This window comes from Flavobacterium sp. B167r, assembly GCF_056824315.1.
In genome coordinates, this window is the sequence record NZ_CP124859.1 from 3983182 (window position 1) to 4009528 (window position 26347).

General features: G+C 33.8%; 22 protein-coding genes. 15 read left to right on the forward strand and 7 right to left on the reverse strand.

The window, feature by feature from the left end; all coding sequences use genetic code 11:
• Positions 1-46: 46 nt before the first annotated feature.
• From QLQ96_RS17890 to QLQ96_RS17925, 8 genes are read left to right on the forward strand one after another with little or no spacing between them, the layout of a single operon-like run.
• Positions 47-1174, forward strand: coding sequence for an NAD(P)/FAD-dependent oxidoreductase (locus tag QLQ96_RS17890; protein ID WP_482492229.1), 1128 nt, complete (start codon positions 47-49; stop codon positions 1172-1174).
• A complete protein-coding gene (locus QLQ96_RS17895) occupies positions 1175-1888 on the forward strand; it encodes a methyltransferase domain-containing protein (RefSeq protein ID WP_482492231.1) in 714 nt (237 codons plus the stop codon). It abuts the gene before it with no gap.
• Positions 1885-2937, forward strand: a complete 1053-nt coding sequence (locus tag QLQ96_RS17900) for a type III polyketide synthase (protein WP_482492233.1) — start codon at positions 1885-1887, stop codon at positions 2935-2937. Before QLQ96_RS17895 ends, QLQ96_RS17900 begins: the two co-directional genes overlap by 4 nt.
• 11 nt (positions 2938-2948) lie before the next feature.
• The gene (locus tag QLQ96_RS17905) at positions 2949-3386 is read left to right on the forward strand and encodes a 3-hydroxyacyl-ACP dehydratase FabZ family protein (protein ID WP_482492235.1); all 438 of its coding nucleotides are present in this window, start codon (positions 2949-2951) and stop codon (positions 3384-3386) included.
• Positions 3383-4651, forward strand: a complete 1269-nt coding sequence (locus tag QLQ96_RS17910; RefSeq protein WP_482492237.1) for a beta-ketoacyl-[acyl-carrier-protein] synthase family protein — start codon at positions 3383-3385, stop codon at positions 4649-4651. The genes QLQ96_RS17905 and QLQ96_RS17910 overlap by 4 nt, the downstream gene beginning before the upstream one ends.
• A 1-nt stretch (position 4652) precedes the next feature.
• Positions 4653-4907: an acyl carrier protein gene (locus QLQ96_RS17915; protein WP_482492239.1), complete on the forward strand. Its 255-nt coding sequence runs from the start codon at positions 4653-4655 to the stop codon at positions 4905-4907.
• Positions 4904-5398 carry a 4'-phosphopantetheinyl transferase superfamily protein gene (locus QLQ96_RS17920; protein ID WP_482492240.1) on the forward strand — a complete coding sequence of 165 codons (495 nt, stop codon included), beginning with the start codon at positions 4904-4906 and terminating at the stop codon, positions 5396-5398. Before QLQ96_RS17915 ends, QLQ96_RS17920 begins: the two co-directional genes overlap by 4 nt.
• A 7-nt stretch (positions 5399-5405) precedes the next feature.
• Positions 5406-6191: a polysaccharide deacetylase family protein gene (locus QLQ96_RS17925; RefSeq protein WP_482492242.1), complete on the forward strand. Its 786-nt coding sequence runs from the start codon at positions 5406-5408 to the stop codon at positions 6189-6191.
• A gap of 2073 nt (positions 6192-8264) precedes the next feature.
• Here QLQ96_RS17925 and QLQ96_RS17930 read toward each other — a convergent pair.
• The 5 genes from QLQ96_RS17930 to QLQ96_RS17950 all read right to left on the reverse strand — a co-directional run bounded on the left by QLQ96_RS17930 (position 8265) and on the right by QLQ96_RS17950 (position 15087).
• A complete protein-coding gene (locus QLQ96_RS17930) occupies positions 8265-9557 on the reverse strand; it encodes a hypothetical protein (RefSeq protein WP_482492243.1) in 1293 nt (430 codons plus the stop codon).
• Between the two features lie 6 nt (positions 9558-9563).
• Complete coding sequence (locus QLQ96_RS17935; RefSeq protein ID WP_482492244.1) at positions 9564-11288, reverse strand: type VI secretion system Vgr family protein; 1725 nt, start codon at positions 11286-11288, stop codon at positions 9564-9566.
• Between the two features lie 386 nt (positions 11289-11674).
• The gene (locus QLQ96_RS17940) at positions 11675-13459 is read right to left on the reverse strand and encodes a mechanosensitive ion channel family protein (RefSeq protein WP_482492245.1); all 1785 of its coding nucleotides are present in this window, start codon (positions 13457-13459) and stop codon (positions 11675-11677) included.
• 77 nt (positions 13460-13536) lie between these two features.
• Positions 13537-14043 (reverse strand): acetolactate synthase small subunit, encoded by a 507-nt coding sequence (locus QLQ96_RS17945; RefSeq protein WP_482492246.1) that lies wholly within the window; start codon positions 14041-14043, stop codon positions 13537-13539.
• Positions 14044-14484: 441 nt separating this feature from the next.
• Positions 14485-15087 carry a murein L,D-transpeptidase catalytic domain-containing protein gene (locus QLQ96_RS17950; RefSeq protein ID WP_482492247.1) on the reverse strand — a complete coding sequence of 201 codons (603 nt, stop codon included), beginning with the start codon at positions 15085-15087 and terminating at the stop codon, positions 14485-14487.
• Positions 15088-15437: 350 nt separating this feature from the next.
• Between QLQ96_RS17950 and bioB the strand changes: the two genes are divergently transcribed.
• The 3 genes from bioB (at position 15438) to QLQ96_RS17965 (ending at position 17702) form a co-directional block, all read left to right on the forward strand.
• Complete coding sequence (bioB, locus tag QLQ96_RS17955; RefSeq protein ID WP_482492248.1) at positions 15438-16427, forward strand: biotin synthase BioB; 990 nt, start codon at positions 15438-15440, stop codon at positions 16425-16427.
• 235 nt (positions 16428-16662) lie between these two features.
• A complete protein-coding gene (locus QLQ96_RS17960; RefSeq protein WP_482492249.1) occupies positions 16663-17073 on the forward strand; it encodes an XRE family transcriptional regulator in 411 nt (136 codons plus the stop codon).
• Positions 17074-17201: 128 nt separating this feature from the next.
• Complete coding sequence (locus QLQ96_RS17965; protein WP_482492251.1) at positions 17202-17702, forward strand: DNA-deoxyinosine glycosylase; 501 nt, start codon at positions 17202-17204, stop codon at positions 17700-17702.
• Between the two features lie 19 nt (positions 17703-17721).
• Here QLQ96_RS17965 and QLQ96_RS17970 read toward each other — a convergent pair whose 3' ends face one another.
• Positions 17722-17964, reverse strand: coding sequence for a hypothetical protein (locus tag QLQ96_RS17970; RefSeq protein ID WP_482492253.1), 243 nt, complete (start codon positions 17962-17964; stop codon positions 17722-17724).
• A gap of 889 nt (positions 17965-18853) precedes the next feature.
• Between QLQ96_RS17970 and QLQ96_RS17975 the strand changes: the two genes are divergently transcribed.
• Positions 18854-20140: a hypothetical protein gene (locus QLQ96_RS17975; protein ID WP_482492255.1), complete on the forward strand. Its 1287-nt coding sequence runs from the start codon at positions 18854-18856 to the stop codon at positions 20138-20140.
• A gap of 213 nt (positions 20141-20353) precedes the next feature.
• Here QLQ96_RS17975 and QLQ96_RS17980 read toward each other — a convergent pair whose 3' ends face one another.
• Complete coding sequence (locus QLQ96_RS17980) at positions 20354-21466, reverse strand: Fe(II)-2OG oxygenase family protein (RefSeq protein ID WP_482492257.1); 1113 nt, start codon at positions 21464-21466, stop codon at positions 20354-20356.
• Between the two features lie 271 nt (positions 21467-21737).
• On the opposite strand from QLQ96_RS17980, the gene QLQ96_RS17985 reads away from it, so the two are divergent.
• The 3 genes from QLQ96_RS17985 to QLQ96_RS17995 are packed head-to-tail and all read left to right on the forward strand — an operon-like array spanning position 21738 to position 26336.
• Positions 21738-22370, forward strand: a complete 633-nt coding sequence (locus QLQ96_RS17985) for a nitroreductase family protein (RefSeq protein ID WP_482492258.1) — start codon at positions 21738-21740, stop codon at positions 22368-22370.
• A 29-nt stretch (positions 22371-22399) separates the two neighbouring features.
• Positions 22400-23917 carry a pyridoxal phosphate-dependent decarboxylase family protein gene (locus tag QLQ96_RS17990; RefSeq protein ID WP_482492260.1) on the forward strand — a complete coding sequence of 506 codons (1518 nt, stop codon included), beginning with the start codon at positions 22400-22402 and terminating at the stop codon, positions 23915-23917.
• Positions 23895-26336 (forward strand): GNAT family N-acetyltransferase, encoded by a 2442-nt coding sequence (locus tag QLQ96_RS17995; RefSeq protein WP_482492261.1) that lies wholly within the window; start codon positions 23895-23897, stop codon positions 26334-26336. The genes QLQ96_RS17990 and QLQ96_RS17995 overlap by 23 nt, the downstream gene beginning before the upstream one ends.
• Positions 26337-26347 lie beyond the last annotated feature (11 nt).

Below are 26347 nucleotides of genomic sequence, written 5' to 3' on the forward strand. Positions count from 1 at the left end.
AGGAATTAAGTAAGACCATTTCATAATTTATAACTAAATTGGTAGAATGAGAACAAATCCCGACGTACTTATTATTGGAGGTGGTCTTGCAGGTCTAGCAAGCGCTCTACACCTATCTAAAAAAGGGTTAAAGGTGATTCTTATCGAAAAAAACACGTATCCAAAACATAAAGTTTGCGGAGAATATATCTCCAATGAAATCCTTCCCTATCTATTTTGGTTGGATATAGATGTCAGAGAACTTAAGCCTACAAGTATTTCAAATTTTGAATTTACAGCACAAAACGGTAAAACGGCAAAAACTAAACTTCCTCTCGGCGGTTTCGGAATCAGCCGTTATGAATTGGATAATTTTTTATTTGAAAAAGCAGTAGAAAATGGCTGTACGATTATAACAGAAAACGTTTCTAATATTTCTTTTGAAAATGACATTTTCACAGTAACTACTTCCGAAGAAATTCTTTCAGCAAAAATAGTTTTAGGCGCTTATGGCAAAAGATCGAATATTGATCAGGTTTTGTCTAGAGATTTTATTCCTAAAAAATCACCTTGGCTTGCCGTAAAAGGACATTACAAAGGAAATTTTGATGAAAGTCTTGTGGCTTTATACAATTTTCAAGGCGGTTATTGTGGCGTTTCTAAAGTCGAAAATGACATTATAAATATTTGTTATTTAGCCGATTTTGAGACTTTCAAAAAATATAAAAACATCGAAGATTACCAAAAGTCGGTACTTTATAAAAATAAAAAACTGAAGTCTATTTTTGAAAACAGCACTTCCCTATTCGAAAAACCTTTAACGATCAGTCAGATTTCATTCGATAAAAAAGAACCTGTAGAAAATCATATTTTAATGATTGGAGATACCGCAGGATTAATTCACCCGATGTGTGGCAACGGAATGGCAATGGCGATTCATAGCGCCAAAATAGCTTCTGAATTAACTCTTGATTTTTATTATGGAAAGATCGAAACCAGAAATGAATTCGAAAGAAAGTATATTAAAGAATGGAAAAAGCATTTCAGCAAAAGATTATTCTTCGGGCGGCTATTGTCCAAAGCATTGACTCATAAAAATTTGACTCATGTAATAACAACCCTTGCGGCATCGATTCCGGCATTGCTTTCATTTATTATAAAACAAACGCACGGACGTCCAATAACAATTGAATAAATGAGTATAAACACCAAATATAGAACAGAAGAAATCGAAATAATGGACGATTTTTCGCTTCAAAGCGAAGAACTTATCGGAGCGTTAGATCAAATTGCTTCTATAAATCAGTTGCTTGGCGGAAATAAACTAACGCTCCATGGCATAAAAGAACTTTTAAAAAAGACTGATATTTCTAAAACAATCACCATTGCTGATATTGGTTGCGGAAATGGTGATATGCTGCGAATGCTTGCCAAATATGAAAAAAAACGAAATCTGGATTTTAAATTAATTGGTATTGATGCAAATGCTTTTACAATTGATTATGCTAAGAAACTTTCTAAAGATTATCCAAACATAGAATATCTGTGCATGGATATTTTTAGTGAAGATTTCAAAGAGCTTAAATACGATATTGTTCTGTGCACATTGACATTGCACCATTTTACAACAGCTCAGATTGCTGATGTTATGAATGTTCTAAATAAAAATGCTTCAATAGGAATTGTTGTAAACGATCTTCATCGAAGTAAAATTGCTTATCGATTATTTGAATTGATCAGCGTTGTTTTTAATCTCAATAAAATGTCGCGCAATGATGGTTTGATTTCTATTTTAAAGGGATTCAAAAAGAACGAATTGGAACATTTCTCTAAAAAACTAAATCTAAAAAACTATTCCATAAACTGGAAATGGGCTTTTCGCTACCAGTGGATAATTTCAAAAATATGAGTGTAAAAATAACCACGGCTGTTAAACAGCTTCCGCAATATTCTCGAACGATCGAAGAAATACTTCCGCTTGTAGAAGTATGGCTTGAGGGTCAGGAAGAACGTTTTATTAAAAAGGTAAAAAAGATGTTCGAGGGCGCTTCTGTAGATAAACGTTATTCTATCATGGAACCTTCAGAGGTTTTTACCGCTACTTCATTCGAAGAAAAAAATGATATATATAGCCGTGAAATGATTGTTTTAGGACATCAAGTTCTAGAAAAAGCATTAGAAAAAACAGGCTGGAATCCGCAGAGTTTAGATTATATTATTACCGTAAGCTGCACTGGGATTATGATTCCTTCGCTTGACGCTTATTTGATTAATAAAATGAAATTAAGACAAGATATTGTTCGCCTTCCCGTAACAGAAATGGGGTGTGCGGCAGGAATATCTGGAATTATTTATGCGAAGAATTTTTTAAAATCAAATCCGGGGAAACGTGCTGCGGTGATTGCGGTCGAATCACCAACTGCAACTTTTCAATTAGATGATTTCTCAATGCCGAATATTGTGAGCGCAGCTATTTTTGGAGATGGTGCCGCTTGCTGTTTATTGTCTTCAAAAGAAGAAGATTCTGGCCCTGAAATTCTAGACGAACAGATGTATCATTTTTATGATGCCGAACACATGATGGGTTTTAAATTGACTAACGGTGGATTGCAAATGGTTTTGGATATTCAAGTTCCAGATACGATTGCGTCTCATTTTGGCGATATTATTCATCCTTTTTTAAAACAGAATAATCTGGATATTAAAGATATAGATCACATGATTTTTCATCCTGGCGGAAAAAAAATCGTAACAACTGTAGAATCACTTTTCAGTGGAATGGAGAAAAATATTGATGATACGAAGGAAATTCTAAAACAATACGGCAATATGTCGAGCGCAACGGTTTTGTATGTTTTAGAAAATATTATGAATCGAAATCCGAAAAAAGGAGAAAAAGGTTTGATGCTGAGTTTTGGCCCAGGATTTTCGGCACAAAGAGTTTTATTGCAATGGTAATTTGAAAACTTATGAAATTAACTGACATTATCGCACAGCTTCCATACAGCGAACCTTTTTTGTTTGTTGATGAATTGCTTCACGCAGACGAAAATGGCGTAACAGGAACGTATACCTTCAAAGAAAATCTTGATTTTTATAAAGGTCATTTCAAAGATAATCCTGTTACTCCAGGCGTTATTCTAACTGAAACAATGGCGCAGATCGGAATGGTTTGTTTAGGAATCTTTCTGTTGGGAAATGAATTGGGAGAAAACACCGTAATCGCCTTCACTTCTGCTGATATGGAGTTTTTAAAACCTGTTTATCCCAATGAAAAAGTAACGGTAACTTCTGAGAAATTGTTCTTTCGTTTTGGAAAATTAAAATGTAATGCAGTTATGAAAAATGAAGCTGGACAAGAAGTTTGCAGAGGCGTTTTGGCAGGAATGATAACAAAAAGATTATGAAGAAACGAGTTGTAATAACAGGTCTTGGAGTTGCCGCACCAAATGGCGTTGGAATTCCTGCGTTTACTCATGCGCTGAAAAACGGCATTTCGGGCATTCGTCATGATTCTCAGTTGGAAGAATTACAGTTCTCTTGTCAGATTGCGGGTCAGCCGCAAATATCTGACGAATTGAAAGCGCAGTATTTTACAGAACTCGAACTTCGCGGCTTTAACAGTACAGGAATTTTGTACGGCGTTATTGCAGGCATGGAAGCTTGGAACAATGCTGGTTTACCTTTAAACGAAAATCCAGATTGGGATAGCGGAACCATCTTCGGCGCTGGAACTTCTGGAATTGATAAATTTCGCGAAAGCATATATAAAATAGATGAACTGCAAACCCGAAAATTAGGAAGTACAGTTGTCGCTCAAACCATGAACAGCGGTGTAAGCGCTTATCTAGGCGGTAAAATCGGATTAGGAAATCAGGTTACGACGAATTCTTCGGCTTGTACAACTGGAACTGAAGCAATATTACTGGCGTATGACCGAATACATTCTGGACAAGCCAAACGAATATTAGCAGGAAGTACTTCTGACAGCGGTCCCTATATTTGGGGAGGATTTGATGCGCTACGTGTTTGTTCTTCTAAATATAATGACAATCCAGAAAAAGGTTCAAGACCAATGAGCGCTTCGGCTGCAGGATTTGTTCCCGGAAGCGGTGCAGGTGCATTTGTTATTGAAGATTTGGAAACTGCTCTAGAGCGTGGTGCTAAAATTTATGCTGAAATTTTGGGTGGAAATGTCAATTCGGGCGGACAACGCAATGGCGGAACCATGACAGCTCCGAATAGTATTGCCGTTCAAAGATGCATTAAAACGGCTGTCGAAAACGCAGGAATCAATTCGAATGAAATTGATGCCATAAACGGACATTTAACAGCCACAACAAAAGACAGTCTGGAAATAGAAAACTGGACAAAAGCATTGGAAAGAAACGGTTCTAATTTTCCATATATTAATTCGCTCAAAAGCTTAACAGGCCATTGTTTAAGTGCTTCTGGAAGTATAGAGAGCGTTTCCACAATTTTACAGCTTCACGAAGGATTTTTGTTTGGAAATAAAAACTGTGATGATCTTCATCCTGAAATTACAGCACTAATTGATCCGTCAAAAGTGCTCTTAGAAACTATAAAAACTAACCCAAAAATAATTGCAAAAGCCAGTTTTGGTTTTGGCGATGTAAACGCGTGCATATTATTTAAAAAATTCGGAAATTAAAATGAATAGAACTGAACTTATCGAAAAATTAAAAGTTATCATCAAGCCTTTTGCAACAAACCAAGAAGCATTTGAAAATCTTACCGAAGAAACCGATTTTATTAAAGATTTGAATGTAAATTCGGCTAATCTAGTTGATATTGTACTTGATATTGAAGAGAATTTTGATATCGTAATCGACAATGTTGATATGGAACGCATGCTTGATGTAAAAACAGCGGTTGAAATCATTGAAACCAAACTTGCACAAAAATGATTGGCAACGACATTATAGACCTCGCACGGTCACGTGTAGAAAGCAATTGGCAGCGCAAAGGTTTTTTAAAAAAGCTTTTTACCTGTGAAGAACAATTGCTTATACAAAATTATGCCGAACCAGAAATCATGGTTTGGCTTTTATGGAGTATGAAAGAGGCTGCGTATAAAATCTATAATCGTCAAACCAAAATACGCGAATTCAGCCCGAAAAAGCTTTCTTGTTCTTTAGATACCTTAAATTATAATCTTGCATTAGGGAGAGTAATTTGCAATGAAAATGTATATTATACCCAAAGTATATTTTCGTTAGAAAGCATCCATACAATTGCAGTAGACAATTTAGAAAACATCAAAAATGTAATTGAAATTGAAAATCAAGAAATTGTAAAAGACGCAAACGGAATTCCATATTTAAAAACTTCAGATTCACTTCAGGATATTTCAATAAGCCATCATGGGCAATTTAAAAAATGGGTAACTATTAGCTAATAAATCTATGAAGATACTTTTTACAAAATCGATACTGCTTTTATTATTACTTACTTTATTTTCTTGTGAAAATAAAAAACCTAAACCACTTGATAAACTAGCATATAAAGCTGGCGTAATTTTATCTTTTGACGACGCTTATGTCGACGAGTGGTCTGAAGCCGATCAAGCATTAAGAAAATATTCTTGGAAAGCTACTTTTAATGTCTGCCGAATAGATTCTATTGGAGCTCCCGAGATTAAAACACTTCTTGAAATGCAAAAATACGGCCATGAAATTGCTGGACACGGTTATCATCATTACAATGCAGTTAAGTTTACAAAGCAATATAGCATAAAAGAATACTTGAAACAGGAAATTGATCCGATGATTATTTCCATGAAAAAGAAAGGATTCAACGTTACTTCTTTTGCTTATCCTTACGGCGAAAGATCAGATTCTTTGGATCGAGCTTTATCTCCTCTGTTTAAAATTATTAGAGGAAGAGCATTTGGTGGCGAAATTCCAGAAAAACAAGACAGTTATTTTAATAATTCTAAAATTGTTTTTGCATTTGATATTGATAATAGCCACATACATTTTAGCATTCCGTATGTGCTTGAACTATTAGATTATGCCAAAAAGAATAATAAGATTCTACTTTTATGCGGCCATAAACCTGTAAAAGAAATCACTGAAAATTATCAGGTGAAAATTGAAACTTTAGAGTTTATCTGTAAATATATGAAACTGAATGATCTTAAATTCTATAAACTTTCAGATTTAGACAATTTGGTTCCGCCGCAACTTTGATTTAAAAACAGAATAAGAATTAAAGCAGAACCAAGAGAATCTAATTTAAACAAAAGCGTTAAATTAGACTCTCTTTCTGATTCATTTTTAAGAACTTAAAAATTATAAATAATCAAAAACTATATTCAAGAAAACATTTTTTCAGAGAATGCAGGAACTTTTAATTACTTTTATCAGCACAAAAACTCATTTTATTTCTTTCAGCAATAGTTATCGGTAATGAATAAAGTATTATCAGTCGAAGACGATCCGAGAGTTGCTTCTTTTATTACGAGAGGACTTGAAGAATCAACTTTACAGGTAAAACTATAACATTAGAGAAATAATCTCTAACAATAGTTAAAAACTAAATAAAAAAACGAGCTTGAAAAATTTTGAAGCTCGTTTTTTTTTATTAAAATAAAGATAATATGTAAACTTTTTTCGGGACGAGACAATTTAGACAATCCAAAATATCACGAGCGAGACGCTCGCGCCAGCGAGGGAGTAAACTTATTTTAGGACAAGACAGGTATCTTGAATTTAAAAAAGTTAAGAGTGTTATATAAATACACCCTTGACTTTGCTCTAATTTTGTTTGCATATCCAAGTCTCCACTAGCAAAAAGTCTAGTCGAACTGGTTAATCTACATTAAATTGATTAATCTTTTTTATAATTAAACACCAAAAAACAAATTGTAATACCAAATACACTCCTAAACAAGTTAATTCAAAATGAACGCTCCCACTATTAATTTCATAAAAATAATATGTCTTTTTATATTCAACTAAGACTCCATTTATATTTTGCCAGCTAGTTACTGTTTCTTTTGTGAAAATTCTATTCAAATAGTAAATTAAATACATCAGATTAGATCCACTAAAGACTAAATATGATATTAATTTGCTTTTTATAAAAACATACATGTTAAATAAAAAAATTGGCAAACTAAAAAGTGAATATTGAAAACACAAAATAAATACAAATGGAGATGAATTAAACATTCCACTAATAATCACAGAGAAAAAATATAATAAGAATAAATTTTTCAACAAGAACAAATTAAATTTAAATCGATTACTTTCCATAAAATATTATTTAAATTGATTTCAACATAAACAGTTAATGAGACACTACCATATTTTTTCATGACAATTAAAAGTTTAATTTATAAGCTTCTGTATAGTAGAAAAAATTACCAAAACGACTTATTTTTACATTTAACAAATTAGTTATTTCTTAATCTTATATTTCCCGTCTATTCCAGTTGGCTTTTAGGTCTATAAATTTCTTTTTTCCCATTTTGATATTTAGTTTCATCTTTATCTAAAATTCAATTGTCATAATTTTTTTTGTAGATATAAAATTCAGTCTCCTCAAAACCATCGATACCTGTTTCCCATTGATAAATCATAATAGAACCTTTTTTTATCACTCTTTGAAATTTGAATTGAACTATATCCAAGAAGAAGATTAAAATTAAATACTTTTCCATTTTCCTCTTATGATTTTACATTTGTATGAAATATCAATATTTCTAAATTGCTCATCAAATGTAAAATCTTTGTAATACAACGTGTCCGTTTTTTTGTGTCTTCATCAAAATCACCTATTACTTTTTTTTCTTTTTGTGAAAAAACCACAAAAGAATTTAACAATATTATTGCGTAATATATTTTTTTCATTAAAACTTTAATCTTCAGATTTATATAATCTATTCACAACATAATAAGTTAGAAATAATTCAAGAATAAAATATATTAAGATTGTTGTAATTGCTGAAAAATTAAATGATTTTGGATCATTAAATAAATCATATTCAAAAAAAGCAACGCAACAAAATTGAAATATACAATGTAAACATAATACGGAAAGATATATATATTTAAGATTGGTCGTAACCGCTCTTTCAATTAGGATTAATATAAAAATTGTAAAACATACTATTGCAAGAACTATTATTTCTAATGCTAATAATATAAGATTACCAGAGGTGTTATTTGGGGTATATGAATCTAGAGAGCTAATCAATCCTCTAAATATAAAGAATTGAATAAAAAATGCTAAAAGAATAAAAGAAATATTTTTTTTCATTAGAATTTTAATTTATAGGCATCTGTATAATAAAAATAATTTTCACTAAAGAAACTAAATTTCGTATGAAGTAAATTTGTTATTTCTTTACCTTCTAAAGGCGTGGGGTAATTGCCTTCATAAATCATGTATTTAATCGTAAATTCTTTAGCTTCCTTTGCTTTTTTTAAATAATTTGTAACGTATGTAGAGTCGCCACTAGCTAAAAGTCTTTTAGGACTAGAATAAAAAACTGGTATATAGAACTCTCTTTTACCTCTTTTTTTAGCAATTTCATAATCTATAATTCCTTTGAGAGAACATTTATTGTCTACTGCAAATTTTGTCATTTTTTCAAAAACTGATATATCAAATTGTTTTAAGTCAAGTCTAAATTTAAGCGAAAGTAACCAAGCTAAGTTTTTTACGTAATTTAAATACCAGTCTGGTCTTATGTAAATCATATCCGGATAGCCTCCATCTACGGTTAGATGTTCTGTGGTAAAATACCCGCCACCATACATCTTAAACTTATCTTTCGGGTTAAGCAAATATATTTCTCGTAGTTCTTCTTTCAATGTTTTGCCGTTGAAAGCTTCCCTTTGATAATTTTCATTTGTCAAAAAAGAGTATCCGTACTTTTTGGTAAACTCATTAATTCTAACGATCCATGGCTCTACATCTTTCGCCAATGATTTACCACCTTTCCCTTTCCACCTAGCAATTGCCAGAGATAAGTTTTTATCTCCTAAATGCAGATCATAAGCCACTAAATTTGCAGGCTTGATATTATCTAACTTTGTATGAGCATAAGTATCGCCAAAACGATGCAATAATTCACCTAATTGACGTATTGAATCTTCACGATTGTTTGGATTGATTCTAAGCCATAAAATTTTGACAGCTGTCATAAATTCTTCAATCCCGTGAAATCCTCCTGTCAAGGAATGAACGGGTCCTTGATAATCTGGATCTGCCCATGTAGAATTCAATTCAAAGTCAATTTCACCGTGAATGGTCGTATCTGGAGCTTCTGTTGCAATAGCCAATTCTTCTGCATTTTCTTCACTCATTCCGAGCATCAAGCATACTAAATATACTGTACTGTAATGACCGTCTGTTTCGTAAAAAACTGGTTTATCAACTTTTGTTTCTATAATGGGAGCTTTTATAGGCTCGCCGTACGTATGCTCAGCGGCTGTTTCACGTATAAAACCTTTTGCATTAAATGTAATATCGCCCTCAGAGTATATATAATGAGTACCTCCAGTACGTTTGGTTATACTTCCTTCAACAATTCTTATTCTGCTCATAGTTTTTTAGTTTTGTTTGGTTTGCTCCCCACTGTTGTTTTGTATTTTGTTTTGAGCATTTTTATTGATGTCTTTTTCGCTGCTGTTGGTAAAACTTTCTTTGCTATTTTCATACCTGTCTTTTTCTGTATGCGACTCAAAGTCTCCTTGAATGTGCTCTAAATATTTTCCACCAATGGCAGCATTGAAATCGCCCGTAACGCCAAGCTCTTTAATTCCTCCTATTTTTTCAGTGTGGTTTAAGCCAACCTTATCATTTTTACTTGCGCTAACATTATTTTCCATGTTTTTCCCAACATTTATGTTTAAATTCTCTCCAACATTGATGTTGAGATTTTTTTGGATATTTAATGTTGCATTTCCTTCTCCGTCAAAAAATAAGTAGTTGCCGTCGGGCGTGCTTTGTTTCCAGCTTCCTTGTGCATCATTGCTAAGGGTCTCGATTCCGCTTCGGGTTTTTAATGCTTTTATATTGTTTTTTTCGTCAAAATATTCAGGTATTGCTTTTCCGTTATAATGCGAGCCTGAAACATACGGGCGTTCTACGTTTCCGTTTTCAAAACTTACGAGGACTTCGTCGTCTATTTCAGGCCTGTTGTATTGTCCCCAGTTTTTGCCGGAATATTGCTGTACCACACGCATCCAGCCGCTTTTGCTCGACCATCCGCTCCAGAAGAATTCGACTTTAATGCGCCCCATTTTTTCGGGGTCGTTATTGTCAATTACTTTTGCGGGCTGGCTTTCAGCGGGAGCGAATGCATTTGCGTCTGTGTAGTGCGGCGCTGCGACATCGGCAGGAATGGCTTTGAATACGCAGGTATAGTTTCCGTTCACTTCAGAGCGGTGGATAATTTCAATAGCGAGCAAATGGTGCTGTACATTTTTGTTTTCAATGTAAAAAGTCTGTCCCAAACCTATTGGCAGATAAGATGTACCGCTGTAGAATATGCTGTTGGCATCGCGTCCTGCCGTCTGCATTTTTACCATTTCATCGATTTCGTCTTTATTTTGTGCATTGTCTGTATAAGCGCCATTTTCAAGTCCTGGCCTTACAATGTAGGGCTGTTTAAAAACGGCAAGCGTTGCAAAACGGTCTTGGCTTCCTACTGCGGTTTTTTCTGCACCGTTTTTTATTCCGCTCGCGCTGCCGTAGTCATAGCCGCTGAATGAAACCTTGTGCGGAACCAGATTGGCTTCGATGCTGAAATTATGCAGCGAGGATTCGTTTATAAGCTTTATTTCGGTGTTTTTAATTTTTCCAAACTGCATGCGCATTCCGTCAAAATAGAACCATTGCGCATAGCGGGCAGAAAGGCGCTTGAGGAAATTGAAGCTGGTCTCATTGTACTGGGTCTTGCATTTGAATTCCTTTGTATAGGTAGGCACGATGGTGTCCCTCTGGTAGAACTCTCCCGAACTTTCTTCGGCAAGAATTTCGAGTCCGATCTGCTGGATGTTTTTCTCGTGAAAGATTCTCGATTTGGGCATATCGTCAAGAGCAATGGTATGGCTTGTTCCCATAACGTGCAGTCCTGCTGGGCTTCCGTGCAAGTCGGTGGAGGTTAATTTTGTGATTCGGCCTTTAGACATCAGTCGGATGTCTTTTACCTTAAAGGTGAAGATCACTTCGCTACCCATGTAGCTGCTGATGGCTTTTTCCTGATCTTGGGGTGCGATAATGGCTTTTCCGGTATACTGCCAGAAAAAGGAAAAATGATGGTGGTCTGCCATTTTTTGCGACAGCTCCAGATTGTAGTAAATGACGTTTTGAGAGAAACCTTCTATGGTAATATGAACCTGTTCTGAGAATTTTGACATTTTATAGGCGTTTAGTTAGTTTTGATTTGTAAATATATATTTACAAATCAAAACTAACTAGGTATAAAAAGCCATTTTTCTATCAAAATAGGACATTATAGAAAAGTGGTAGGAATAAGTCAAACTCAGGTTTGAGAGCAAGGTTTTTCGATTCTTTCAAACATAGATTATTCAAAACAATAACGGATAAGTACTAAAAGCTTTTTACAATTTTGTACTGTTGAATGAATATTACGCCCTTAAAATTCTGATTTTAACCTAAAAAAAAGCTGTCAGTATAGACAGCTTTTTTTTAGGTTTCAAAACATAGTATTTTCTTCATTAGGATTAAAACTTCCTTTGTCTGGATATTTAATGCTATCCTTCAATTCTTCTACCCTTTTTGGATCAAAATTAGGCAATTGCAATTCGTTGTTTTCTTTCCATTTTTTAACTGTTTTAGATACCTCTTCCGCTTTTTCATTAGAAATTGGAATATCTCTCGTCATATAAAGTGTCTGCGAAGGATAAGCCAGAGAGGTTCCGCTTTTTTCTATGATATCCAACATTCGTAATAAAAGATCTTCTTGCACTTCTTGTGATGTTTCGAAATTTATCGCTTCAATGTAAGACGTAATTTCAACTTTTAAAGCATCGGCAGTTATACCTGTGAAACGTACAATTGGTGGCGAATTTAAAACTGCAGGATGTGAGAATAATAAAGATTTTAATTCTACAAGCAGATAACGCATCTGATCGGGAGTAGTTTCCATTCTAAAGCCAAAAACCGGGTTGAATATAAAACGGTCGCGATGCGCATAATTTTCTATTTTACTAGCCGACAACTGACCATTCGGAATCGTTACAATGCTACGCGCTGCAGTACGAAGCGTTGTAGAACGCATTCCGATAGATTCTACAGTTCCTTTTATATCGTCAATTCGGCAGTAATCGCCAACTCGTAGTGGCTGATCAGCAATTAGACTCACGCTACCTACGAAATTTTCTATTGTTTTTTGAGCTCCTAAAGCCAATGCAATCCCCCCGATTCCTAGTGCCGCAAGTCCAGCTGTAACGTCTACTCCAATAATTCCTAATATTGCAATAATTCCGATAACGACAATCGCTGCTTTCATAGTACGGCTTAAAAATAATACGGCAGATACCGCAGAAGCACGTCCTCGACTGTTCATTCTATTTCTTGTAAACATGCTCACAAAATCGGTCATTCTCCAAAGCAGGATTAGAAAAGCTACAATTCCGATTGTGATTATTATGATGCTAAATCGCTGGCGAACTATTATAGAAATTCCCATTTTTTGTGTAAGCGCCACAAACAAAATTACCGTCAGATACATCTGAACTGGAAGCGTAAAAGCCTCTATAACAGCATTGCCTTTATCACTATCTGCTTTTTTCCAGACTTTTTGAAGCAGAAATATAAAAACAAATATAAGCAGTCTGGAAAGCAGATATGTAATAACTGTCATGATAACCACTACTCCCCAATGCCCAATAGGGACATTTCCAAATTTTCTTTCTTTTAAGGCTTTTGGCAATATTCTGTCTAGAAAAGTTTTTTCTCCGCTAATATCTGCTGAAAGAATTGCTTCTATTGTTTCTGCAGAAAAAAGCCATAAAGCCGGCTGGCTATCATCTGATTGATTTTCTAAATAAAGCTGTATATTTATTTTATCTGTAGAAATATTTCCGACCAAATCTACGCCTGTTGCCAAATTATCGTCTATCCGTCCTAATTCTTTGTTGCTTAGAATTGATGAAGGCGAGAAATTTCCTCCTTGATCCAATAATTGCTGAAAAGTTTTTGCTATCCGTATTCTTTCTGATGTTTTGCGATAGGCACGTTTACTAAGCATAAAATACTGGCTCGCACGCAGATAATTCTGATCGCCGATTGCTTTGATAAATCCGTTGACAGTTCCTTGCGGCGTTCCTCTCCCTAATGAATCATCTGGAATTTTTTCAGGTTCTTCTGTTGTAGTTTTTGCTCCGCCTAAAAGCTGTGCTTCTAGTTTACAAGGAGTTATCATTACTACTGACATCAACAGTAAAAAAGAGAATAAACGTTTAGTACCTAAAATCATATTTTTTTGCTTTAGCAACTTAGACTATTAAAAATAAGAAATATAGAAGAAAAACAACTTGTTTACGGTGTCTTTTTTTAATTTTCAATATAAAAGCCTTCGCTAGATTTCATAAGAGCAATTCTGGAACTCTGTACAAATTCTATTAATCCGAATTGATTTAATTTTTCAGTCCAAACAATTATTTCTTCATCTGTTCCTGTAGCTTCTAAGATTGTATATTCTTTTTGAATCTCTGAAATTTTGAAATTATTTTCACGAAATAAACTTTCCATTTTAGTATCAGTCATAAATATGGCTGTCGGTATTTTAAACAACGTAATCTGTCTGCAAACAATTTCCTCATTAGAAGAATAATAACATTTAAAAACTTCTATAATTTTCTCTATTTGCGCTGCTAAATTTATGACTGCATCTAGCGTTTCATTTACCACAATTGTATGTCTGTACATTTTATCAATTTCGCAAATAGACATATTAAGGCTCAAAATGGCTATTTGTTTTCTTATAAACATTGAGCTCAGTTTAGTGATTAATCGTAGTTGATCTTCAGAATAGATTGTAAGAGTAAATTCGTTTTTCATTGTTTGATTTTTATGGATACTTTTTTTTAGGCTGTGAGGGAAATAAAAAAAGCCTTTCACATTATTGAGAAAGGCTTTTTTTTGAATAGACAATAAAATCCTGACTCGTCATGTGATACGAATAATGATAATAGAAATAATAATGCTATTCTGAATTGAATTTTTCATAACTGCTGTAAACAAAAAAACCTCCCGCTGAGGGGAGGTTTTCTAAATTGTATTTTTACTTATTTATATAACATCCCTCCACTACTATCGAATGATAATAATGATAATAATTGTAGCGATGTTAATGATGTTTTTCATTTGTTTGATCTGATGCGCAAATATATTGATATTTTTAAATCTGTAAACATTATTTCTAGGATATGGATAAAAAAAGAGAACCAAAGTTCTCTTTTTCAATTTTATTTCAACAGTCTAAACCAATAGTTCTGTAATTTAATAATAAACAGACAACAAGATTTTTGAATTTGAACTCTCTATATATTTTGCAAGTTTTTTAAAAAATTCTTCGTTAACCATCGGACAGCCATGGCTATTAATAATGTAGTAGCCTTGTTCATCCTGCGGAACTTCTTTGTACTTGTGCAATACAATAGCACGTTTCATGGCATTGTTGTTACTTTCGTCTAATCCTGCAAGTCTAAAAGCTTTTCCGAAAACGCCATTATATGGTTTTTCTACCGAATATCTTCCTAGAGAAGTGCAATTAGAATTTGGAAGATTGCTAAATTGAAGAATATCTCCTTTTATTCCTGTCTCAGAACCAGAACCATGTGCCACCAATCCTTGCTCGAGGATTTGATTATTTTCTAAGTCATAAACAAAAAAACGGTTTTTTCCTGATTTAATTTTCATATCAACAAGAAAAGCAATTTTTTTGCTATATTTCTGATTACCAGAGGTAAAAGCCTTAATTTCATTTACATGTTCTGTAAGTCTTGCAAATTCAAGTTCATTCAGTATTTCATCGTCTTCTCTTACATTCATAGTAGTGAAAGAACTCAAGGAAATAAGCAGTGCCACTAAAAATATTCTCATATCAAACTGATAGTTAAGTTAATAATGATAATTTGGGGTAATTGATAATTTGTTGCTGCAAAATTATACAGAAAGGTTATACAATTCCCATTTTATAAGTTAAAGATATTATAAATATCTGAAAACAACAACATTAAACGTTAAAGTTTGATTAATAAACGTTAACCTGTAACATAAATCGATCATAGTTTCAATTTTTATAAACAGCCTAATCATTCTTTTTAACCTTTTCGAAGAAGAATTACCAAGCCTTTACCAACCGGACTACCCATAATATAAAAAGTGGTACATTTTGGTGATACAGCAAAACAATACATTTGATCAAAAATCATAAAGCATCAAAATAAAAAATGAACGAACAATTAAGAAACGACTGGAGCAAAGAAGAAATTCAAGCCATTTATGATCAGCCTTTATTAGAATTGGTTTATCAGGCTGCAACTGTGCATCGCAACTGGCATAAAACCTCGGAAATACAGGTATGCACTTTGCTTTCTGTAAAAACAGGCGGTTGTCCGGAAGATTGCTCTTACTGTGGCCAAGCGGCACGTTATCACACTGATATAAAAGTTCAGGCTCTTCTTCCAACAGAAAAAGTACTTGAGCATGCACAAAAAGCAAAAGATGGAGGTTCTTCCCGCTTTTGCATGGCCGCAGCTTGGCGCGAAGTTCGCGATAACAAAGATTTTGACCGTGTTATTGAAATGGTAAAAGGCGTTAATGATCTTGGTTTGGAAGTTTGCTGCACACTAGGAATGCTTACCGAAGAACAAGCAATACGACTTCAAGAAGCAGGTTTGTATGCCTATAATCACAATTTGGACACTTCAGAAAGTTATTATGATGAAATTATCAGTACACGCAAATTTGATCAGCGCCTTGATACTATTAATAATGTTAGAAAAGCAGGTATTACGGTTTGTTCTGGCGGAATTATTGGTTTGGGAGAAAGCTCAGCAGATCGCATTTCTATGTTGGCAACTTTAGCAACAATGCCCGTTCACCCAGAATCTGTTCCTGTCAATGCATTGGCTAGAGTAAAAGGAACGCCTTTAGAAAATAATCCGAAAGTGCCAATTTGGGATATGGTACGAATGATTGCCACAGCACGTATTATCATGCCTGCATCTGTTGTTCGTTTGAGTGCAGGACGCATTGAAATGACCGAAGAAGAACAAGCTTGGTGTTTTATGGCTGGGGCCAATTCTATTTTTAAAGGAGAACGCGAAACCTTATTGGTAACACCAAACCCAGGATTATCTGAAGATATGCAAATGTTCCAAAACCTCGGACTTAAGCCTTTAACTAAAGAAGCTAAAAGTTCTTGTTCAGTGGCTTAAAACAAAAAAATATCACCCTTTATAGCCCGTAAAAACTGCGCAATCTTGAAAGCTTTCAAGATTGTACAGTTTTTTTTTAGCTAAAGAACTTTTTCAGAAGTGAAAATAACCGATTCTAAAAACGGATATAATATCTGACAAAAAGAATATTTTAGAAGATAATTTTTATCTTTGAAATTCAGACTTTTTAATCTAAATGGCTTTATCTTTGAGCCTATAGAAACCAACATTCAATATGGAACAGAAAATTCATCAGGGAAGAAATGTAAAACGATTTAGAGAAATGCTTAACATTAAACAGGAAGCATTGGCTTATGATCTAGGAGAAGAATGGAACCAAAAGAAAATTTCTATGTTGGAACAGAAAGATGTAATTGAAGAAAGCCTTCTTAAACAAATCTCAACCGTATTGAAAATTCCAGTTGAGGCTTTTCAGAATTTTGACGAAGAACAAGCTGTAAATATTATTTCGAATACTTTTAATATTGAAAAAGATGCTTACATAGGAAATGCTAAACCTGTATTTAACATCAATCCGTTAGAAGAACTAAAAAAATTACACGAAGAAAAAATTGCTTTATACGAACGCATGCTGAAAGAAAAAGATGAAATGATGACTAGACTTGAAAAGTTGCTAAGCAAATAAGCTTTTCTAAAAAAAATATTCAAATAAAAAGAAGCCACTCTGTTATGGAATGGTTTCTTTTTTTATTTTGATTACACTCACGACATCTTTTTATCGGTAACTTTATATTTCTAAGAAAGAAGAAAAAAATGTACAAAAAAGCCCTACAACCACTAATTGACAATTCTACAGTTATTCTAATTATGGGGACTATGGCGGGCGAACAATCTATTGCTAAGCAAGAATACTATGCCAATCGAGGAAACCTGTTTTGGAAAATTCTGTTTGATATTTTTGAAGAAGAATTCAGCACTTCTTATGAAGATCGAAAAGCGCTGGTTAAAAAATATAACATCGGTCTTTGGAATGTTTTAGAAAGCTGTAAAAGAGAAGGAAGCAGTGATGCTACAATTACAGAAGAAAAAATAAACGATTTTGAAGGTCTGCATAAACAATTTCCGAATATCAAATATGTCTTTTTTGAAAGCAAAGCCGCCGCAAAATACTTCCAGAAACATAGTGTGTCTCAAGAAGGCATAACCTATATAACTTTACCTTCTACAAGCGGACTAAATGCAGGCTTAACAACAGCCGAGAAAATGGAACAATGGAAAATAGTATCTCAAACGGCACTTTCTGAAAGGTGCTGAAAATTATGCCTATAAAGAATTAACTATTTCTCATGATGTAAAAAAGTATTTCTTCTTCTAATTCCCTTGAGAGATTTTCAAACTTTACCCTGCGTCTGTAGTTTTTTTCGCTTTTCTCTTTGTAAAGTTCAGTTTTAGCAGTGCTAATGCAATAAGCATCGCAGATAACCTTAAATTTTTCGTCGAGTATGTACAATTCTTTCATCGAGTCAAAGTACGCTGCAAATTTAACATTATACAATTCGTCAGGAATAGCGGCCATAGGTTTGATTGTATTTAATTAATACTGTATTTTACCTTATAGATTCATTTTCAAAACTTCGATATATGAGTGATAAATTTCTTTATCGGAAATAATATTTAAAATTAAAATGAAATACTTTAATCTCTTTCTTTTAATCTTTAGAAAAGGTTTCAGATTATAAACTGAAACCAGAAATTGTAAAATGAACCGTTGCCCGCTAAAATGCAACGTGATGATTTTATGTGTTTTAGTAAATATTCCAAATTTAGAATCACAAAATTGTTAATTAACATAATAGGTAAAAAAAAACGTACTATTACTTATCTAATTATTCATTTTCTACAGTTTCTGTTTTGAGAGGAGTAGATTTGAAGAATGCTATAAATTCCTTAAACCATTTTTTGCATCTTATACTATCAATGAAAACATCATAAGTATTTTCAAAAAAAATTTCTTGTTTAAATAAAAAGTAGCAGACAATAATAACTTCAGAACTTTATTTAATTTTTCATCAAGTCAATTTAGAAAGCTAATCTTATTGATTTAAAACATTAAAAAGAATCATATCTTATTGAAAAACAAAAACATAATAAATCCATTAATACTATAAAAATGCATAACTTCTCGAGAAGAGTTTTTCTTTCATTAGCCAAAATCAAACGAAAAAGAAGAAAGCAAACACCTTAACTTCCAGTCTCAACTTCAACAAATGTTAAATATTGAGTAAAGCCCCGTAAACTCTAATATTTTTCTTTATATTTGTAATAGATGCTCTAAGAAAGTAATTTTAAAAATTCTTACAGTTGCGATAAAATATTTTTCTCCAACTCACGTTTCAATAACAAAAGAACTTTAGACTTCATTTTAGAAGCATTAAAAAAAATGTAATACCAAATAGCCCCAGACTATGAAAAAAATTACTCTAATGATCTGCTTACTGTTCGCTGCAGGAGTAAGTGCTCAACAAGAAAAAGGAATTATCGGATACACTAACTGGTTAGACAACTGGACAGAATTCAAGCCACAAAAAGCTGAATCTAAAGAAGCTAATCAAATACTTGCCGGTAATATTACCGAAAACACAAAACTAATGAAAAGAAACGTATACATCCTTCAAGGTAATGTATATGTAACTAATAATGCTATCTTGACAATTGATCCAGGAACTGTAATCATTGGAGATGTTGCAAGCAAAGGAACCCTTATTATTACTAAAGGTGCCAAAATCATAGCAGAAGGTCAAGAAACTGATCCTATCGTTTTTACTTCAAACGCTAGTATGAAAAAAGCGGGCGATTGGGGTGGCTTAGTAATCCTTGGAGATGCTCCAATTAATAAATTTGGAGGTGTAGGTTCTTATAATATGGATCTTGATCCTGCTCTAACTGTATACGGCGGTAACAATGTGGCTGCTAGCTCTGGAGTTTTAAAATTTGTTAGAATTGAATTCGCAGGAAAAAAAGTAAAAGGAGCAGATAGCTTTAACGGACTTACTGTTGCAGGAGCAGGAAATAAAACTGTTTTAGAAAACATCATGGTAAGCTTCTCAGGTGGAGATTCATTCGCTTTTTATGGTGGAGATTTAAGTGCTTCTCAACTAGTTTCTTACAAATCAATCAACGACGATTTTAAAATTACACAAGGATCGCAATTACGTTTGTTTAACTCTTTAGCTGTTAGATCTTCTTACTTATCAAGTAATAAAGATGGTTCAAGATGTCTTGAAGTGAAAGCTTACGAAAAGAAAAGTGAAACTGACTTTACTAGAAAATCTACTTTCGTTTCTGCTTCAAACCTTACTATGCTTAATGATAGTGAGAACATCAAAGCTGATATTCAGTCTGGCTTAGTTAAAGAGGCAATTTACGTAGCTGATAATACTTCTCTAGAACTTAAAAGAAGTGTTGTTTCAGGATTTAATCCAGCTGTTTTATTAGATAGCCAAACTGTAGTAAATGGTGACAATTTAAAGAAAATCAAATTTCAAGAAATGTTTTTCAACCAATGTACTGGTAACATTTTTACTGAAAACAACAAAGATAACGCTGATTTAGAGAACTGGTACGGAAATAGCATTTTCTCTAATGTTTATTCACAAACAGACAACAAAGAAACTTTCGTGGATCTTTACAATGGAAAAAGACCAGATTATAGATTGCAACTAGGGAAAATTACTGCATCAAGCGGCAAATAAATCTCTAAAATATCATAAATCAAAAAGGAAACACCAATAAAATAATAGGTCGTTTCCTTTTTTTTGTTTAATATTTACTGAAAATCGAACACAATGATGATCAAAACTTTTTTACTTCAACCCGTCTTCTGAAAAGAAATCTGTTGCTATAAATTTATATAAGAAAAGAGATATCAAATATAATTGATATCTCTTTTTCAATTTAAGCAAGCTTTAATCCAAATCGAAAGCTTTGCCTAAATGTTCTTCCATAACAAAATACGGATCATTTGTCTGTGTCATAGATCTCATATGAATTAAACTAGTTTTACTCATCATTCTAAGCATCTGTCTTCTCTCACATTGCACAATTTTACCGTTCTCCTCTCTCTGACCTGCTGTAAAAGCACTCCTACCATGCGCGCACAAATGATTATTGACAAAAATAACATCTCCTGAATCAGGTATATATTCACTATTGATAAGTTCTTTTGCCTCGTTCCAGAATTCCGTTAAATTGTACAATGCTTCAGGAGTCTGTCCTGCCTTTTCATTAAAAATCTGCTCTGCAGCATCAAATCTTATAAAAGGCAATTCTTTGTTTCCGTATAGCACTGAAGCCAGCGGACCTTCATTAGTTTCCTCATCATAATTGGCATCTTTGGGGCATTGATAAATTGGCTCAAAAAGTTTTTCCATTACAGGGTTTATTCTACCGTGTGACCTTACAGAATAAAGAGTTGAAGGAACTCTCTCTTCATTTCGGAGATACAAGAAACTCAAAAAATCTGCCTGATGAAGAAGAAATGCATCTTCTGTATGAACATATAAATCGGTTTTTGATCCTGATCCTGTCTGCGTAACAGCCATCTTTTCATCCGGAATTACGGCATGAAGTATTCCCCCACCCTTTCGCTGCGCATAATACTGAACAGGCTTAGATGGTACAGCTCCATGCAACAGTGAGCAAATAAAGCCATATTTATTAAGTTTTGAGTAATCTGCACTCTGCCAGTTTGCAGGTGTCGGCCCTAAATATTCCTGATCCACCTCTAGAAGTCCCTTAAAAACAATTGCACCATATTGGTCTGCCGAAAAGTCTGTTCCAAACTGACTTAAAATCCTAGCTATTCTTTCAGGCAACAGTTGGAAAGAATAAAGATGAAGAGCTGCGATATAATCTGGGTTTTCATAGGAACGAAATGCCTTCTCTAAAAGAGTCCCAACATTAGACAAAATGTTTCTCTCTTGGGGCGTAATTTCTACAATCAGTGGACTTGTAGGAATTTGATAAGCATAATTTTCTCTAACTGGTATTTCATCTTCAATTACTGACTGTGATTTCATTTCTTACGTTTATTTTATAGTTAATAAAGATTTGGATAAATAAAAAACACAAACTACTGAAAACAACCAATATACAAATAAAACTTCATCAAATACATTATTAAAATGTAAATAATTTCGTATATTTTTTTACTGTTTTATTTTTTTTATAAAGATTAATTTCTACATTTGTTTACGCTGTTTTTATTCATTCTAAATAAAATCTACTTACAAATATATTTAGTTTTGCATTTTAAAAAAAGAATTTTCTTAATTAATTTTTAAAAAAAATATGAATATTAGTACGAAAGTCAATGAAATTAGGCTGTCAGAATGTGTACATCGACAGAAAAAAATTTCAAAAATCATCCGAGCCAGACGAAGTATCTACGCAGGAGATTTTATAAAAAAGGAAATTCCAGACAAACTATTAGAGGAAATTTTGATCAATGCGCTTTGGGCGCCAAACCATAAAATGACCGAGCCGTGGAGGTTTCTTGTTTTAAAAGACAGCTATCTCGAACAATATGGCATTTTCATGGCAGATTACTTCAGTGAATCTTATTCCGAACTCAGTGCACAAGCTAGGATCGAAAAACTGGAATATCTAAAAAAATATCCTCTAAATGCGGCCTGTCTAATTGGTATCATAATGGTACGGAATACCAAAATTAATCTTCCCGAATGGGAAGAAATTGCTGCCATATCATCAGCTGTCCAAAATATTGCTTTAACCTGCACGGCATACAACATTGGAAATTACTGGAGTACCAAACAGGTTGCAATAGATTATGTTTCACAATTTGGGCTTGCTGACAATGAAAAATCACTAGGCCTACTCTATCTCGGATATTATCCTTCTGATTTAAAAATTTCCAAAAAAAAGAGAACTCCTATATCGAAGAAAGTTTCCTTTTTAAAATAATCATTAACTGAACTATAAAATTTAAAACTATGAACAATACGGTCCCTACCACACAGGAATCTAAAACCACGCTTACTGAAGCGGAAAATTTTAAAGACATTTTCAGCCAGCATTCTAATAAAGAATATGCAACTGCTGTAAAATCTGCGCAAGAAAGAGTCAGCCGTTTCTTAAAAAACACTACCAAACCGTTCACAGGAATCAGACCAGACGAAATGAAACGTATGGTTGAGGCAATTGATCTTGATGAACCGCTTCAAGATTATCAGAGCCTTTTTGATGAAGTTGATGAAATTTATGTTAACCACGCTACAGCTTACCATCTTCCTGAATACATTGCGCATTTAAACTGCCCTGTTGTTATACCAGCACTTGCGGCAGAAGTTTTAATAAGTGCCATAAATTCTTCGCAAGACACTTATGACCAGAGTGCTGGAGGAACTTTTATCGAAAGAAAACTAATCGATTGGACAAGCGAACAGATTGGTTATAAAAATGGAGACGGAATTTTTACCGCTGGAGGTTCGCAAAGTAACTTAATGGGACTTCTTCTAGCGAGGGATTACTACGCTTTGGAATACCAAAAATGGAATATTAAACTTGACGGTCTTCCTGCTGATGCTTCAAAATTTAGAGTTTTTGTTTCGGATAAAGCGCATTTCAGTAACCATAAAAATTCTTGGATTTTAGGATTGGGTGAACAAGCAGTCGTTCACGTCGGTGTCGATGAAAGATATAGAATGGATCCTGAAAAATTGGAAAAAGCCATTGATTCAGAAATTCAAAAAGGAAATATTCCAATTGCGATTACGGCAACTGCAGGTACTACCGATTTTGGAAATATTGATCCGCTTCACCCGATTGCTGCCATAGCAAAACGCCACAATATCTGGCTTCATGTTGATGCCGCTTATGGTTGCGGACTTTTATTGACTGATACGCACAGACATCTTTTACAAGGAATTGAACTAGCTGATTCTGTAACAATTGATTATCATAAATCATTTTTTCAGCCTATCAGCAGCAGTGCTTTTATCGTAAAAAACAAATTGCATTTAAATATTATCAAGCATCACGCTGATTATTTAAATCCAAAAGAACAAGATTACGATGCACTTCCAGCTCAAATTAATAAATCAATTATTCAGAGTACGCGTCGTTTTGATGCCCTAAAATTGTGGTTCACGCTACGTTATCTGGGCAGAGAAAAACTGGGACATTACACCGACACCATCATCGAAACTACTCAACAGGCCGCATCACTTATTGAATCAGATGAAAATTTTGAATTATTATGCGAATCTGATATGGGAGTTTTAGTGTTCCGTTATCTGGATGGTCCTGCCGAATCTAATTCTTGCGAAGTCAACAAATACATCAAAGAAAAACTTTTTTTCAGCGGAGATGTTTTAGTAGCCAGTACAAAAGTGAATGGCGAATTCTATTTAAAGCTTACCATTTTCAACCCGCTGACTACTGTAAATGACATAAAAAACATTCTTAATCAAATAAAACAAAACGGAAATGAATACCACAGACTTAACTAATTATCAACAGCTTGCTGAACAAGTAAACTTTAAGTCTCTGCTGAATTGTTATTGCAGAGAATTTAGCAACTGGAGCCGTTATGAAGGCATTCCTAAATATGATCCCGCTCTAGCTGATTTTATGCAAACGATTAATCATTCTTCTTTTTTGAGATTTGATTTTGCTTCAATTGGGCAAGAAGTTTTCGCCCCTTTAGCTTACTTTTCAGAAAGTGGTGTCCATGCTTTTATTTTTCCAGTTGTATCTCGCGATCTTGCTACAGATGCATTTAGAGAAATAAATCCAATGGAATTTGCTGGGTTTGCCGCGCTTTATTCTAAAGAAGAATATCCTGATGCAGACGCAAATTCAACACAGCAACGCATGGAAAACAGCATTTCCAATCTCGCTTTATATCTTGAATATCATAAAGAAAATGGTTTCAGCGCTAATAGCCCAGAAATGAGATTTATAGAAGCTGAACAGTCTTTAGTTTTAGGACATAATGTACATCCATTGCCAAAAAGCAGAGAAGGATTTACCAAAGAAGAATTATTTCAATATTCTCCAGAAACTAGAGGAAACTTTCCGCTGCATTTTTTCCTTATTCATCCTGAAAATGTAATTGAAAAAAGTGCTGCCGATGATCTTCCTACCGATTATCTTCGAAAAGAAATTTTAAAATATAACAGTAAAAATGCTGAAGAACTTCTGACTTTATATCCTGATTTTAAAGTGGTTCCTACTCATCCTTGGGAAGCTTCTTATTTATTGGAACTTCCTGAAGTAAAAGAAATGGAGGCTAAAAAACTGCTTTTTGATTTGGGCCAATTGGGACCAGATTATACTGCAACTTCATCTGTGCGAACAGTTTACAATGCCCAAAGCAAATGGATGTATAAATTCTCATTACACGTAAAAATCACTAATTCTTTCCGTGTGAATTACTTGCATGAATTAAATCGCGGTTATGATGCAGCCAGACTTATGAAAACAGATTGGGGAAAAGGAATTCAAAAAGATTATCCCCAAATTCAGCTCATTACAGATCCCGCTTTTATTGCTGTCACTTATAACGATCAAGTTATTGATGGTTTTAGCACGAGTATTCGCGAAAATCCTTTTAATGAAAATGCTGCTTTGAAAAATGTTTCTATGGTTGCTTCTCTTTGTCAAGAAGGATTTTTGGGTGAACCAGCAAGAATTCATAATGTAATCAGTGAGGCGGCGAAAAGAACAAATGCTTCTCCAACAGAAATTGCTATTTCTTGGTTCAAGCAATATTTGAATATTTCGATTACTCCATTGGTAGGTATTTTTAACAAATATGGTTTTGGCTCAGAATTTCATCAGCAGAACGTGCTGGTAGAGTTTGACGAAAATCTTTTTCCATCAAAACTGTATTTTAGAGATAATCAGGGCTATTTTTTCAGACAAGGAAAAGTTCCAGAACTAGAGAAATTGATTCCGAATTTTGGTGAAGAAAGCAGATCTTTTATTGCTGAAAAAAGAATTATTGATTTTTGGGGATATTATCTACTTGTAAATCATTTGTTTGGAATTATAAGCATTTTAGGAAGCAACAAATTAGCTGACGAAACTGCATTGCTCGAACTTCTTTATCAAGCTTTAAAAAATGAAGAAGATTTAGATACTACAGGCATGATTTCACATTTTACCAATAGTGTGAAATTAGTGGTGAAAGGAAATCTGCTAACCAGTCTAAACAATATGGATGAAGCAAGTGCTCCAAGAACCAATCCTGCTGTTTATAAATCATTTCCAAATCCGCTTAACAAGCATTTTTTCTCTAAAAAACTTATAAATCCAAGAGAAAACAGTACTGTTTTTAAACGTTTTTTCGAAAAAGAAAATGTCACTATAACACTGCGTCCGGTAGATATAGATAAAGATTTAGAAATGCTGCACGAATGGTTTCATCGTGAGCATGCTCTGAAAATCTGGCAAATGAACTGGCCGCTTCGCGAGTTGGAAGCCTATTACAGAATGCTATTGCCTGGAGATCATTCGCATAGTTTTATAGGTGAAGCAAACGGCGTTCCGACTTTTAACATAGAAGTATATTGGGCTAGCCGAGACATTGTTGGCAATTATTATGATGTCCTTCCTTCTGATTATGGAACGCATCAATTTATCGCGCCAACCGATCCTAAACTAAAATACGGCTCTCCAGCGACACAATCGATGATGGATTTTGTTTTATCGGAATCAAAAGTCGGCAAAATGGTCGGAGAAGGATCTGTAGATTCAATTGCTTCGATGATGAATAAAGCCCATGTTGGTTTTAAAATCGAAAAAGTGATTGAAATGCCACATAAAAAAGCTAATCTAAACTTCTGTTACAGAGAATGGTATTGGGCAAAATTCCCTGCTGCCAAAGATTTTCAAAATATTGAAGTTTCAACTGCCCAAGTCTAATCATAAAAAAT